This window comes from Pantoea sp. UBA5035, from assembly GCF_002415245.1.
Lineage (GTDB): Bacteria > Pseudomonadota > Gammaproteobacteria > Enterobacterales > Enterobacteriaceae > Pantoea > Pantoea septica.
Genome location: NZ_DICD01000004.1, coordinates 149,034 through 162,568, shown reverse-complemented (window position 1 = coordinate 162,568; position 13,535 = coordinate 149,034). Strand labels below are relative to the sequence as shown.

The following is a 13,535-nucleotide window of genomic DNA, read 5'->3' as shown; positions in this document are numbered from 1 at the left end:
TCAATTATTGTTGTGGGTTGCGCGCATAATCCCGCGCGCCGAAAATCGCGGTGCCGATGCGCACCATGGTGCTGCCTGCGGCAATAGCCGCTTCCATGTCGTCGCTCATTCCCAGAGAAAGCGTATCGACGTCGGGATAGCGCTGCTTCAGCTGACGGAAGGCGTCGGCCATCCGCTGACACACCGCCAGCTGGCGCGCGTAGTCGCTCTCCGGCGCCGGGATCGCCATCAGGCCGCGCAGCTGCAGTCGCGGCAGCGCGGCAACCTGCTGCGCCAGTTCGGGTAAATCCTCCAGCATGATGCCAGATTTGCTGTTTTCGTCACTGATATTTACCTGAATCAACACATTCAACGGCGGCAGCGAGTCGGGACGCTGATCGTTCAGGCGCTGGGCGATCTTCAGGCGATCCACCGTATGGCACCAGGCGAAATGCTCCGCTACCAGGCGGCTTTTATTCGACTGCAGCGGGCCGATGAAGTGCCACTCCACCTGTGGATGTGCGGCCAGCGCCTCAATCTTTTCAACCCCTTCCTGCACGTAATTTTCGCCGAAGGCGAGCTGGCCGGCTTCGATCGCTTCTTCGACCGCGCTCGCAGGTTTGGTTTTACTGACGGCAAGCAGCGTAACTTCTTCTGGATCGCGCCCGCATTGCGTTGCGGCAGCGCGGATCCGCTGACGCAGTTGCTGTAGGTTGTGCTGGATTGAGGTCATCGTCAGGAGGCTATCTATGGAGTTGGAAGAAATGGTGGCGCTTAGTGTAAAGCATAATGCCGCCGATCTGCACCTGTGCAGCGGAGAATCGCCGCGCTGGCGGCGCCACGGCAGGCTGGAGCCGCTCCCCGATCTCGCGCCGCTCACGGCCGACTGGCTGGAGCAGGCTATCGGGCGCTATCTTGACCCGCGACAGCGCGAAGAGCTGGCGGCGCAGGGGCAAACCGACTTCGCTTTCTCGCTGGCTGACGGTCAGCGGCTGCGCGCCAGCCTGTTTCGCCAGCGGCAGGGGCTGTCGCTGGCGCTGCGGACGCTGGCAACCCGCTGTCCGAGGCTGGAAAGCCTGCGCCTGCCGCCGGCGGCGTCGCGCTGGCTGCAGCTGGAGGACGGGCTGATATTAGTAACCGGCGCGACCGGCAGCGGCAAATCGACCACGCTTGCCGCCATGGTCGACGCCATTAACCGCCAGCAGGCGAAGCACATTATTACGCTGGAAGATCCCATTGAGTTCATTCACCAGAGCCGGCAGTCGCTGATCCAGCAGCGCGAAATCGGCGCGCACTGCGCCTCGTTCAGCCTCGGGCTGCGCGCCGCGCTGCGTGAAGATCCCGACGTTATTCTGCTGGGCGAGCTGCGCGACGGCGACACTATCCGCCAGGCGCTCACCGCTGCCGAAACCGGCCATCTGGTGCTCGCTACGCTGCATACGCGCGGCGCAGCGCAGGCGATCGATCGCCTGGTGGATGTCTTTCCGGCAGAGGAGAAAAACCTGGTGCGCGCCCAGCTGGCAGGCAGTCTGAAAGCGGTACTGGCGCAGAAGCTGACGGCGGCGCGCGACGGCGGACGCATTGGGCTGTTTGAGGTATTAATCGCCACGCCCGCCATCGCCAATCTGATCCGCGACGGCAAGATGCATCAGATCGGCGCGCTGCTGCAAACCGGCGCGCAGGCCGGGATGCAAACCTTTGAGCAGAGCCTGCTGGCGCGGCAGCGGGAAGGGCTGGTCGCCCCTGAATCAGGCGAGCGCGAGGCGGGCCTTAGTGGGTTTCGAACCAGTCCTGCAGAATAATCGCCGCCGACTGCGAGTCCACCGAGCCTTTATTCAGCGCGCGGTAACCGCCGCGCTCGAACAAACCGGCACGCGCTTCTACCGTGCTGAGGCGCTCGTCCTGTAGCTCGACGCGCACGCCGAAGCGGCCGTGCAGACGGTTGGCGAACTTGCGCGCGCGCGCGGTCAACGGCTGCTCGGTGCCGTCCATATTCAGCGGCAGGCCGACCACCACGAAATCAGGCTGCCACTCTTTCAGCAGGCGCTCAATCTGCAACCAGTCCGGCGTGCCGTCCTGCGCTTTCAGCGCGGCGAGCGGGCGGGCGCTGCCGGTCAGCTGCTGGCCGACCGCGACGCCGATGCTTTTGGTGCCGAAGTCGAAACCCAGCAGCGTTTGCGTCGTCATCAGGCGTGTCCCGCATCGCTGGCGATGCTGTGAATATCGATGCCGATGCTGCGCGCCGCTTCGCGCCAGCGATCGGCGATCGGCGTCTGAAACAGAATATTGCTGTTGGCGGGCGTGGTGAGCCAGGCGTTCTCCATCAGCTCGTTTTCCAGCTGATCTTTCTCCCAGGCGCAGTAGCCCAGCGCCACCAGCACATGCTCCGGCTGCGAAGCGGTGCCCAGCGACTCCAGCACGTCGCGCGAGGTGGTGATTACCGTAGTGTCGGAAATGCGGATGCTGGAAGAGAAGATGCGCTGCGCGGAGTGAAGAATAAAGCCGCGATCCTCAGCCAGCGGGCCGCCGCTGAATACCGGTTTGTCCAGACGAATCGCGGGATCGCGCTCGCCTGACGTGATTTTCAGCTTCTTTAAAATGCCTTCGACCGTCAGATTTTCCATCGGCTTGTTGATAATCAAACCCATCGCGCCTTCTTCATTGTGCTCGCAGATATAGACCACGGAGCGTTTGAAAAAGGGATCCTGTAGGGAAGGCATGGCAATCAAAAAATGATGCTGTAAATTCATTCTCACTCGATGTACCAAAAATAGCCGGCGCGGGTATGCGCCGGTTTGGGTTGATCACGGAGCCTGGCTCCAGGGTCATGCTCAGCCCAGACGCTTCTCGATTGCGTCCATCAACATACCGGTGATGGAGATCGGGAATGCGGCTTCGATTTCACGCACGCAGGTCGGGCTGGTGACGTTCACTTCAGTGAGTTTATCACCAATGATATCCAGGCCGACAAAAATCAACCCTTTTGCTTTCAGCGTCGGGCCGACGCGGCGGGCAATTTCCCAGTCGCTTTCGCTCAGCGGGCGCGCTTCGCCGCGGCCGCCTGCCGCCAGGTTGCCGCGCGTTTCGCCGCCCTGCGGTATGCGCGCCAGGCAGTAAGGCACCGGCTCGCCGTCCACCACCAGCACGCGTTTGTCGCCTTCTTTAATGGCGGGCAGATAGTTCTGCGCCATGCAGAAGAACTGGCCGTGGTTGGTCAGCGTCTCGGTGATCACGCCGAAGTTCGGGTCATCCTGCTTGACGCGAAAAATCGACGCGCCGCCCATGCCGTCCAGCGGCTTCATGATAATGTCGCCGTGCTCCTGCCAGAAGGCGCGCAGTTTCTCTTTGCTGCGCGTCACCAGCGTATCCGGCGTGAACTCCGAGAACCAGGCAGTGTAGAGCTTCTCGTTACAGTCGCGCAGGCTCTGCGGCTTGTTGACGATCAGCGTGCCTTGCTCTTCGGCGCGCTCCAGAATATAGGTGGCGTAGATAAACTCGGTATCGAACGGCGGATCCTTGCGCATCAGGACCACGTTGAGGTCGGCCAGTTTGATCTCCTGCTCGCTGCCGAACTCATACCATTTATCATAGTTCTGATCGACGCTCAGCAGGCGAGTGCGGGCGTAAGAGACGCCGCCGCGCAGCGAGAGATCGGCCATCTCCATATAGTGAATTTCGTAACCACGGCGCTGTGCTTCCAGCAACATGGCGAAGCTGGTGTCTTTTTTAATGTTAATGGACGCGATGGGGTCCATAACGATGCCAAGTTTAATCATTATTCTCTCCTCAGAGAGGCGGTCTTTTCCGCCTCGTTCTGTGCGGTCAGCGCAGGCTGACCAGTCAGGACGCCAGTAAGTGCTGCGCGCGTCTTAATATAAACCCTGATTATTCCCTAGCCGAGATCGCCAAACCTCACCTGGAGTGCCGTAATCGCGGTCAGCGCGGTGGTTTCCGTGCGTAACACGCGCGGGCCGAGCAAAATATCGGTAAAACCGCGCTCGCCGGTCATGGCGATCTCCTCGGCGCTTAGCCCGCCTTCCGGGCCGATCAGCAGGCGAACCCGCTCGACCGGCTGCGGCAGCGTGTTGATGCTCTGCTGCGCGCGCGGATGCAGGTTAAGTTTCAGGCCGTCGTCGGCCTCGGCGCACCAGGCCTCCAGCGTCATCGCCGGGCGGATTTCCGGCACGCGATTGCGGCCGCACTGTTCGCAGGCGGCGATAGCGATCTTTTGCCACTGCTGGCGTTTTTTCGCCAGCCGTTCGGCATCCAGCTTTACGCCGCAACGTTCGGAAAAAAGTGGAGTAATCACGCTCACGCCCAGCTCAATCGATTTCTGGATAGTGAACTCCATTTTTTCGCCGCGCGACATCACCTGGCCGAGATGCAGAAACAGGGGAGACTCACGATCGTCGGGCTGGCCTTCAAGGACTCTTACTTTTACACGCTTTTTATCGACAAGAGTGATCTCTGCCGCAAAAGTCAGATTAGTGCCATCAAAGAGTTCCAGACGCTGGCCGCTGGTCATGCGCAGAACGCGTCCAACGTGGTTAGAGGCGTCTTCGTCCAGCGCGATCTCGCTGCCGCTGGTTAAAGGTTCGGAATGATAAATGCGAGGTATGCGCATACAGGCCCTGAAAGCTGAGCGCCGCGCACCCGGCGCGGCAATATCGAGAAGACGTTAGTGTAGGGCAGTGATTTTAACGCTGGCAAGCCTGCTGCACATAAGGATTGTGATTACCCTGCACGCGCGCGATGCGCTGGTCGCGTTCGCACTCCCAGCTGGAGACCGGATAGAGCTTGTCCCAGACGGTGAAAAGCTGAGTCTGCTGGCGCGACAGGCGCAAGTGATACTGGTCGCGCATATAGAAGTAGGTGCGCGCGATGGCGCCGCGAGCGCGGGCGGGCGGCTCGGCCTGCTTGTTCTTGAAGTCCACCTTCATGGCGCACTGGCCATACTGCTGTTCGCCGCCGTTCCACTGGCTGTAGGCGAAGTTGCCGCGGTCGCCGTTGACCTCGCCGACGGCGGGCTGCAGGTTATGCAGATCGCTTTCGATGCGGCGATAGTCGGCGTCTTTGCTGCAGTTTTTACGGCCGCCGTTCTGCCAGCACTGACGCTGGTGGCCGAACTCCCAGGCGGGCATAACATGTTCCCACTCGATACGGCCGGCGCGGTTGGCGTTTTTACGCACCTGGTAGCCGCAGCTGTTGAGATCGGGTATGCCTTTTTTACCCTGCCAGCTGATTTTACAGCCGCAGTAGAAGGAGCCGGGCGCGTCGGCGTTAATCGCCGCAGCGAAGGTTTTCGCCTGCTGAAAGTTATTCTGATGGTAATTGTTCAGTGCGATCGCCTGGGCAGCGAAAGGGGAGAGCAGCAGCGCGACGGCGCAGATAATTTTGCGAGACATGTTGCGGAATTATTCTCAGTCGGTAAAAAAGTGCGGCAGGGTAGCAGAATGACGTCGCGAGCGGAATGGGAATTGCGCTCAGGCTGGCGAATAGTCGCCCGGTTTTAACAGGCTTTTGCAGCGTACGCAGCGGTATTCGCTTTCGCCGCGCAGCACGCGGTTGTGGCGGCGTACCGTGAGGTGATGCTGCTGGCATCCGCAGCGGTAGGGGAAGGTGGCGGCGCGCACCGAGGCGATTTCGAACTGATGGGTGCGACGCGCGGGCACGCCAAGCACCTCCTGCATCATCCACTTCCACTCTTTGCCGTGCGGCGGCACGCGGCCAAAGACTTTCCATACCAGCAGATGCGCCAGCTCGTGCGGCACTACCTCATCGACGAACGCCTGCTGGTTTTCCAGCAGCAGCACCGGATTGAGGCGAATTTCCCACTTTTCCAGCCAGGCGGTGCCAGCCGCCGTGCCGCGCTGCTGATAGACCAGCGCCGGTTCGGCAAACGGGCGCTCCAGCCTGTCGCTGGCAAGCTGTAAGAAATGGCGCAGCGAGCGCATAACGGCCTGTTGGAGGGCGATGGGAAGTCGGGGCGTTTTCATGCCGGAAGCATAGGCGGCGCGGGCGAAGAACTCAATCAAATAAAAAAGGCGGGCCATAAGGCCCACCTTCAGACGGCTAACAAACTCAAAACACGGGTGACAAGGACCGAAGAGCAAAGCGTCCCGCGCAAGGGACTGCGCGGGCCGAGCCGCCATGGATGGCGCTTTTGCGTCTTTGCGATCGGGCCTTGTCACCCGTGTCCGCACATTGCTAACCGCTTCAGGCGGGCCTTTTGGCCCGCCTGAGTAACTTAGTTGTTTGAACCGATGTCGCGCAGTTTCTTGCCGGACATCAGATTGCGCTCGATGTGCTCCAGCGAGACGTTTTTGGTCTCTGGAATCAGCATTAGCGTCAGCACAATAAAGAAGACGTTCAGCAGCGCGTAGACCCAGAAGGTGTTCGCGTTGCCCAGCGTATTCAGCATGGTGAGGAAGGTCGCGCCGACAATCATGTTGGCGATCCAGTTGGTCGCGGTCGAAACGGTAATACCGAAGTCGCGGCCTTTCAGCGGCTGGATTTCCGAACACAGCACCCAAATCAGCGGACCGGCGCTCATGGCGAAGCCGACGATAAACATCAGCAGCATAGCGATAGCGAAGTACTGCGCGCCCTGCGAATGGATGCCCATATGCAGCATGGTGCCCAGCACGCCCATACCCGCCGCCATCACCAGGAAGCCCAGGATCAGCGTCGGTTTGCGGCCCCAGCGGTCCACCAGACCGATAGCGATAAAGGTCGCCAGCACGTTGACCAGGCCAACGATAACGGTGCCCCACATCTGCTCGGTGGTATTGGTGAAGCCGGCGATTTCAAAAATCTTCGGCGCGTAGTACATGATGACGTTCATACCGGTGAACTGCTGCATCACCTGCAGCAGCACGCCGAGGAACACCGCGCGGCGGAAGTTGCTGTTGCTCTGGAACAGCTGCCAGCCGGACTGTTTGATCTTCAGGCTCTCGCGGATCTCTTCCAGCTCGCGTTTCGCCTGCTCGCTGGTGTCGCGCAGACGATCCAGCACGCGCTGGGCGTCGCGGAAGTCGCCTCTGGCCGCCAGCCAGCGCGGACTGTTGGGCAGGAAGAAGACGCCCACCAGCAGCAGCACCGCCGGAATAGTGATGATGCCCAGCATCCAGCGCCAGTCGCCGGACGCGCTGAAGGCGGTGTCGGAGAGGTAGGCGCCGAGAATACCGATGGTAATCATCAGCTGATAGAGCGAAATCATCGAGCCGCGAATTTTTTCCGGCGCGATTTCAGACAGGTAGAGCGGCGCGGTGTAAGAGGCAACGCCGACGGCGAGACCCAGCACGACGCGTGCGACGATCAGCATTTCCGGGTTCGGCGCCATGGCGGACCAGAGCGAACCGATAACGAACAGAATGGCGCCGGCCATCAGGCTCTTTTTACGACCAAGGCGCGACGACATCCAGCCGGAGCCGACCGCGCCGACCGCTGCGCCAAACATCATGGAGCTAACGATCCACTCCTGCTGGTGTGCGGTAACGTTAAAGTCTTTGGCGATAAACGGCAGCGCACCTGCGATAACACCGATATCCAGTCCAAATAACAGCCCTGCGAGAGCTGCAAGAAAGCAGACAAACAAGGTCATCGCCTTGTTTGAGGTTCTGCTTTTGTGAGTGTTGCCAGGCATGTTGCCTCCGAGTTTATCCATCATTGTTGTTATCTAATGTTAAAAAACCTTTCTCGGGTAAAAAGTGAGGGCGATCACGCTAATGTAATCGCTTACACACGCCGAAACCCTGAAATTCAGCATATTCAGCCCAAAAAGGTTAACTAACCAGTAAGGTATAGCACTTGTTAAGTTTCCGACATGGCGTCAATTATCGGCTATCAGAGGACGCTGAAAATAACGCATTTTCAGCCGAATAACCACGCAGGTTAAATCCTAAATAACAGATTAATAAAGCGTTTCAATTTGTAATCGGTAACACGCCGAGGCTTGACGAGTGTGAAAAGTGTAGTAGAGAAAAGAAAATGTGCTGAACGGGGCGGAAGGCAGAGAAAAAAGAGGCCAAAAAACAAGGCTCTCCCCTGGGAAAGGGGAGAGCCTTTAGAGAGAAACCTTACAGGCCAGCAGCGTCGCGCAGCTGGGCAGCCTTGTCGGTTTTTTCCCATGGGAAATGTTCGCGACCGAAGTGACCGTAAGCGGCGGTCTCTTTATAGATCGGCTGCAGCAGGTCCAGCATCTGAATCAGGCCGTAAGGACGCAGGTCAAAGAACTCGCGCACCAGCAGCGTCAGCTGTTCGGTTGAGATCTTCTCAGTGCCGAAAGTTTCCACCATGATGGAGGTCGGCTCCGCTACGCCGATAGCGTAGGAGACCTGAATCTCGCAGCGGTCAGCCAGGCCAGCGGCAACGATGTTTTTCGCTACGTAGCGCGCCGCGTAAGCCGCAGAACGGTCAACCTTCGACGGATCCTTGCCGGAGAAAGCGCCGCCGCCGTGACGCGCCATGCCGCCGTAGGTATCGACGATGATTTTACGGCCGGTCAGGCCGCAGTCGCCCATCGGGCCGCCGATAACGAAGCGGCCGGTCGGGTTAATGTGGTACTTGGTGCTGGCGTTGATCCACTCGGTCGGCAGCACCGGCTTGATGATCTCTTCCATCACCGCTTCGCGCAGGGTTGCCTGGTCGATATCTTCGGAATGCTGGGTAGAGAGCACTACCGCATCGATACCGACGATTTTGCCGCCGTCGTACTGAAAAGTGATCTGGCTTTTCGCGTCCGGACGCAGCCACGGCAGCGCGCCGTTTTTACGCACTTCAGACTGGCGCTGCACCAGACGGTGCGCATAGGTCACCGGCGCCGGCATCAGCACGTCGGTTTCGTTGGTGGCGTAGCCGAACATCAGGCCCTGGTCGCCCGCGCCTTGCTCCAGCGGATCGGTGCGGTCAACGCCCTGGTTAATGTCGGGCGACTGCTTGCCAATGGCGCTCAGAACGGCACAGGAATTGGCGTCAAAGCCCATATCGGAATGGACATAACCGATTTCACGTACGGTATTGCGGGTAATCTCTTCGATATCGACCCATGCGCTGGTGGTGATTTCACCGCCGACCAGCACCATACCGGTTTTAACGTAGGTTTCGCAGGCCACGCGCGCTTTGGGATCCTGCTCGAGGATGGCATCCAGCACGGCGTCAGAGATCTGGTCGGCGATTTTATCAGGATGTCCTTCTGATACGGACTCGGACGTAAAAAGGTGTTTAGCCATTCTGTTCTTTACCTTACAAATGGTTTGAATTCGACTGCATAGCGTAAGTGAGATGAACTTACTTGACGCCCCTTCAGGCAAAGCCGCGAGCAGTTTTAGAAGTGTCAGTATGTCAGACGTAAAACGCCTGGATGTTAACCAGTTTAGATGGAAAACCATCTGGACGGCTATTTTAGGTTAAGGGGTGAACGAAATGCCAGCCCTTTTTCTGTTTCCGCATTTTTCGGAAAAGCGGTCGCTGGCAAAAAAACGTGACGCGGAACGGCGGCAAACCAGCGAAACGCTTTGCAATTTCGCCCGTCAGGCGGTATAAAACGCCGCTGCTGCCTGCAGCCATAAGGATGACGCCGCTGCGCGTAAGCCACTGTCAGAGCCTCTCTGACGTTCGCCCAGATTATTTCCACATGCGAAAACATGTGTGGAGGTGACAGAAGTAATGAACCACGCTCTTCTCTCTTGCGGTTCTCTGCGCTCAATGGGCGCGCTGGCGTACTCCTTTCCTGCCTTTTCTCCTCTTTTCCGACGAATCGCCTGTTGCGGTCATTCTCCCGACACGCGCGCCGGTTAACCTGTTTTTCCTTATTTACGCTACTGACGATTGCACGTCGGTGAACGTCGTGATGCATTCGGGGTCCATTTACACGTAACGGGCCAGGGTGTTTTACACTTAGTTTTGTGCTTTTTTCACATTCCAACAGAAATTCGAGGTTCGTGATGTCTGGCGACATGAAGACTATTAAGGGTTCGTCAGCCGGCGAACAGGGTGTGCTCCGCTCAATGCAGGAGGTTGCAATGAACGACCAGGATGCCAGCAAAATGCTGCGTACCTATAACGTTGCCTGGTGGGGCAATAACTACTACGACGTTAACGAACTCGGTCACGTCAGCGTCTGTCCGAACCCGGACGAGCCGACGCTGCGCGTCGATCTGGCGAATCTGGTGAAAGAGCGCGAGGCCCAGGGCCAGCGTCTGCCTGCGCTGTTCTGCTTTCCGCAAATCCTGCAGCATCGTCTGCGCTCAATTAACGCGGCGTTTAAGCGCGCGCGCGAATCCTACGGCTATCGCGGCGACTACTTCCTGGTCTACCCGATTAAGGTCAACCAGCATAAGCGCGTGATCGAATCGCTGGTTAACTCCGGCGAACCGCTGGGGCTGGAAGCGGGCTCCAAAGCGGAGCTGATGGCGGTACTGGCCCACGCCGGCAAAACCCGCACGGTGATCGTTTGCAACGGCTACAAAGATCGCGAATATATTCGTCTGGCGCTGATTGGCGAAAAGCTCGGCCACAAAGTCTATCTGGTCATCGAGAAGATGACGGAAGTGCGTCTGGTGCTGGAAGAGGCCGAGCGTCTGAACGTGGTGCCGCGCCTCGGCATTCGCGCGCGTCTGGCGTCGCAGGGCTCCGGCAAATGGCAGTCGAGCGGCGGCGAAAAATCGAAGTTCGGCCTCTCGGCGTCGCAGGTGCTGCAGCTGGTGGAGATCATGCGCAACGCGGGCCGTCTCGACAGTCTGCAGCTGCTGCACTTCCACCTCGGTTCGCAAATGGCCAATATTCGCGACATCGCTACCGGCGTGCGCGAGTCGGCGCGTTTCTATGTTGAACTGGCGAAGCTGGGCGTCAACATCAAATGCTTCGACGTCGGCGGCGGTCTGGGCGTCGACTATGAAGGTACCCGCTCGCAGTCCGACTGCTCGGTCAACTATGGTCTGAACGAGTACGCCAACAACGTTATCTGGGCGATCGGCGATGCCTGCGAAGAGCACGGGCTGGATCACCCGACGGTAATCACCGAGTCGGGCCGCGCCGTGACCGCGCACCATACCGTACTGGTCTCCAACATTATCGGCGTGGAGCGTAACGAGTTCATTACGCCGCAGGCGCCGGAAGAGGACGCGCCGCGCCCGATCCTCAGTATGTGGGAAACCTGGCAGGAGATGCACGAACCTGACGTGCGCCGTTCGCTGCGCGAGTGGCTGCACGACAGCCAGATGGATCTGCACGATATCCATACCGGCTACGCCTCTGGCACCTACGATCTGACGCAGCGTGCCTGGGCGGAGCAACTTTACCTGAGCATCTGCCACTATATTCAGCAGCATCTCGACCCGAGCAACCGCGCGCATCGTCCGATTATCGACGAGCTGCAGGAGCGTATGGCGGACAAGATGTACGTCAACTTCTCGCTGTTCCAGTCGATGCCGGATGCCTGGGGCATCGATCAGCTGTTCCCGGTACTGCCGCTGGAAGGGTTGCATAAAAAGCCGGAGCGTCGCGCGGTGCTGCTGGATATCACCTGCGATTCCGACGGCACCATCGATCACTACGTCGACGGCGACGGCATCGCCGCCACCATGCCGATGCCGGAATACGATCCAGAGAATCCGCCGATGCTCGGCTTCTTTATGGTCGGCGCCTATCAGGAGATCCTCGGCAATATGCATAACCTGTTCGGCGATACCGAGGCGGTCAACGTCTACGCACGCGCAGGTGGTGAGGTCGAGGTCGAGCTGTCGGACGAGGGCGATACCGTTGCGGATATGCTGGAGTATGTGCAGCTGAACCCCGACGAGCTGATGACGCTGTTCCGTAATCAGGTCAAAGAGACCGATCTCGACGACGAGCTGCGCGCGCAGTTCCTGGAAGAGTTTGAAAGCGGCCTGTACGGCTACACCTATCTTGAAGATGAGTAAGTAACGCTTCATGCCGGGCCTTATCAGGGGCCCGGTATTCTCTTCTCCCGCCTGAAATTCCCCTTTTTACCTGTTTTGTGAGCGTTATCACCGTTTCACGCCTGATTAAGCTTCGTAAAACCTGCGCCCCAGAAAGGGGAGTTGTTTGCCGCTGAATTTTTTAGAAAAAACGAGGCGTTAGCGTTGACCTCAATTCAGGCGATCTCAATTGTTAAATTTATAGCGTGTATAGCCTCTGATTTTTAGGCTTATATATTATAAAATTTAAACATTATGACTAAAGCTGAATTTAAAGATGCCCTTTTTATTTGGCAGCTTTTGGAAATCATTGCGACTTTTATTTCCAGTAAAATTTATCAGCTAACGTGATGTTTACAATGCCGCTTTAAATTTATTTAATAACAAAATCAACGGAGTAGAATAATGGCTATTCGTCAAGTCCGCCAGAGGAATTAATTTATAACATGTTTTATGATTTTTTATTTCTGAAAATCCTTTTCAATCACCGTAATTGATTGGTTTTGGCTATTGAATTTTCGGCCGGGTTTGGCTTAAATCTATTTTTCAAAATGTAAGTTGTACGTTAGCATCAGGTTAAGGTGTTAAGAATCTTCTATGTTTTCTTAACGTTCATATGAGTTTTCCTGACATTTCCGTTGCTGTTTTCAGGTGGCTGACTTATCGGGTAGATCGGGTAGCAGCAGAATGGGTCGCCAACTAAGTCTTCGTCAGCACTACGCTTTTCTGCTTGACCCTGTTCACGCTCTGTCCGGAAAGGTGACGGTGTGGGAGCTGTTAACGCGCTTCACGCCGGGCCGTGAAATGAATGGCCTGACGGATGCTGACAGTGGACACCGCCTGTTCGACTGCCTGCTTGAGGCGGAAAAATGGCAGCTGTTTCAGCTACAGCTGGAACAGCTTGAGGCGCTCTATAAAAGCGGCTTCACGCACATTATCAGCCTTAACGTCGACGGCGATATTATTCGCGGCGTTTTAAATAACGCCAACACGCAGAAAATGCTCGACCGTCTGCCCTTATTGCGTCTCGAAGTTTCCGCCTTGTTCACCGAACGCTATTGCGCTGCCGATCGCCTGCTGCTGCAAAAGCTGGCGGGTATTACTCCTGCGTTATTATGGCTGGACGATTTCGCGGCGGGCGGATCGACCTTATCAATGCTGACCAGCGGCCTCTTCGAATATGTCAAAACCAGCAAAGACTTCTTCTGGAAACATGGCGATGGCTATGCCTTCGATACGCTGCTTAATCATGTAAACGATTTCTGCAAGGGCGTTATCGTTCAGGGCGTAGAGACAGAGCGGCATCTCCAGCTGCTCGCGCACAAACCGATTGTCGGCCTGCAGGGTCGTCGCTGGAAAGCGCGCTATTTAGCGGATTTTATTGAGCAAACAGCAACAGTTTCACCATCAGGCACGTTAAAAAAACAACAGACCACCATCGCCAGTCGCCCTAATTTTTTATGATATGTCGCCGGTTCTCGTTATTACGGGAACAGGCTAGCCCATTGTGGTTATTAGAAAAATAAAAGTGATTCCCTCACCAGGATAAAGACTCAACACGGCTCAGTGCGATTTCGTCAAGCGGATGGGATCGACAAAGAGGGGAGTGAATAGCAC

12 protein-coding genes are annotated in these 13,535 nt (G+C 57.3%); 3 read left to right on the top strand and 9 right to left on the bottom strand.

Annotated elements, in window-relative coordinates; genetic code table 11:
* Positions 1–4: 4 nt before the first annotated feature.
* Entirely contained in the window at positions 5–712 is a 708-nt protein-coding gene (locus tag B3229_RS03705; RefSeq protein WP_286868751.1) for a YggS family pyridoxal phosphate-dependent enzyme, read from the bottom strand.
* A gap of 16 nt (positions 713–728) precedes the next feature.
* Between B3229_RS03705 and B3229_RS03700 the strand changes: the two genes are divergently transcribed.
* On the top strand, positions 729–1,781 hold the full coding sequence (locus B3229_RS03700) for a type IV pilus twitching motility protein PilT (RefSeq protein ID WP_286868749.1): 1,053 nt from the start codon (positions 729–731) through the stop codon (positions 1,779–1,781).
* Here the strand turns inward: B3229_RS03700 and ruvX are convergent.
* The 8 genes from ruvX to metK form a co-directional block, all read right to left on the bottom strand.
* Complete coding sequence (ruvX, locus tag B3229_RS03695) at positions 1,750–2,166, bottom strand: Holliday junction resolvase RuvX (RefSeq protein WP_033752261.1); 417 nt, start codon at positions 2,164–2,166, stop codon at positions 1,750–1,752. The two genes, B3229_RS03700 and ruvX, sit on opposite strands and share 32 nt — an antisense overlap.
* A complete protein-coding gene (locus B3229_RS03690; protein ID WP_033752258.1) occupies positions 2,166–2,729 on the bottom strand; it encodes a YqgE/AlgH family protein in 564 nt (187 codons plus the stop codon). Before B3229_RS03690 ends, ruvX begins: the two co-directional genes overlap by 1 nt.
* A gap of 81 nt (positions 2,730–2,810) precedes the next feature.
* Entirely contained in the window at positions 2,811–3,755 is a 945-nt protein-coding gene (gene gshB / locus B3229_RS03685; RefSeq protein WP_033752255.1) for a glutathione synthase, read from the bottom strand.
* A gap of 116 nt (positions 3,756–3,871) precedes the next feature.
* Entirely contained in the window at positions 3,872–4,603 is a 732-nt protein-coding gene (gene rsmE, locus B3229_RS03680; protein ID WP_033752252.1) for a 16S rRNA (uracil(1498)-N(3))-methyltransferase, read from the bottom strand.
* Between the two features lie 73 nt (positions 4,604–4,676).
* Positions 4,677–5,384 carry a deoxyribonuclease I gene (endA, locus tag B3229_RS03675; RefSeq protein WP_048780887.1) on the bottom strand — a complete coding sequence of 236 codons (708 nt, stop codon included), beginning with the start codon at positions 5,382–5,384 and terminating at the stop codon, positions 4,677–4,679.
* A 78-nt stretch (positions 5,385–5,462) separates the two neighbouring features.
* Complete coding sequence (locus B3229_RS03670; RefSeq protein WP_033752556.1) at positions 5,463–5,975, bottom strand: SprT family zinc-dependent metalloprotease; 513 nt, start codon at positions 5,973–5,975, stop codon at positions 5,463–5,465.
* Positions 5,976–6,226: 251 nt separating this feature from the next.
* Positions 6,227–7,624 (bottom strand): sugar porter family MFS transporter, encoded by a 1,398-nt coding sequence (locus tag B3229_RS03665; protein ID WP_033752553.1) that lies wholly within the window; start codon positions 7,622–7,624, stop codon positions 6,227–6,229.
* Positions 7,625–8,057: 433 nt separating this feature from the next.
* Complete coding sequence (gene metK, locus B3229_RS03660; protein ID WP_033752247.1) at positions 8,058–9,209, bottom strand: methionine adenosyltransferase; 1,152 nt, start codon at positions 9,207–9,209, stop codon at positions 8,058–8,060.
* A 714-nt stretch (positions 9,210–9,923) separates the two neighbouring features.
* Here metK and speA point away from each other — a divergent pair.
* The gene (gene speA, locus B3229_RS03655; protein WP_072010440.1) at positions 9,924–11,900 is read left to right on the top strand and encodes a biosynthetic arginine decarboxylase; all 1,977 of its coding nucleotides are present in this window, start codon (positions 9,924–9,926) and stop codon (positions 11,898–11,900) included.
* A gap of 783 nt (positions 11,901–12,683) precedes the next feature.
* Positions 12,684–13,382 (top strand): diguanylate phosphodiesterase, encoded by a 699-nt coding sequence (locus tag B3229_RS03650; protein WP_376747184.1) that lies wholly within the window; start codon positions 12,684–12,686, stop codon positions 13,380–13,382.
* Positions 13,383–13,535 lie beyond the last annotated feature (153 nt).

What these genes read in the sequence shown, in the direction of transcription:
- ruvX (WP_033752261.1), bottom strand. Translation starts at nt 2,166, where the DNA reads ATGACGACGCAAACGCTGCTGGGTTTCGACTTCGGCACCAAAAGCATC.
- B3229_RS03665 (WP_033752553.1), bottom strand. Translation starts at nt 7,624, where the DNA reads ATGCCTGGCAACACTCACAAAAGCAGAACCTCAAACAAGGCGATGACC.
- gshB (WP_033752255.1), bottom strand. Translation starts at nt 3,755, where the DNA reads ATGATTAAACTTGGCATCGTTATGGACCCCATCGCGTCCATTAACATT.
- B3229_RS03670 (WP_033752556.1), bottom strand. Translation starts at nt 5,975, where the DNA reads ATGAAAACGCCCCGACTTCCCATCGCCCTCCAACAGGCCGTTATGCGC.
- B3229_RS03700 (WP_286868749.1), top strand. Translation starts at nt 729, where the DNA reads ATGGAGTTGGAAGAAATGGTGGCGCTTAGTGTAAAGCATAATGCCGCC.
- speA (WP_072010440.1), top strand. Translation starts at nt 9,924, where the DNA reads ATGTCTGGCGACATGAAGACTATTAAGGGTTCGTCAGCCGGCGAACAG.
- B3229_RS03705 (WP_286868751.1), bottom strand. Translation starts at nt 712, where the DNA reads ATGACCTCAATCCAGCACAACCTACAGCAACTGCGTCAGCGGATCCGC.
- metK (WP_033752247.1), bottom strand. Translation starts at nt 9,209, where the DNA reads ATGGCTAAACACCTTTTTACGTCCGAGTCCGTATCAGAAGGACATCCT.
- endA (WP_048780887.1), bottom strand. Translation starts at nt 5,384, where the DNA reads ATGTCTCGCAAAATTATCTGCGCCGTCGCGCTGCTGCTCTCCCCTTTC.
- B3229_RS03690 (WP_033752258.1), bottom strand. Translation starts at nt 2,729, where the DNA reads ATGAATTTACAGCATCATTTTTTGATTGCCATGCCTTCCCTACAGGAT.
- rsmE (WP_033752252.1), bottom strand. Translation starts at nt 4,603, where the DNA reads ATGCGCATACCTCGCATTTATCATTCCGAACCTTTAACCAGCGGCAGC.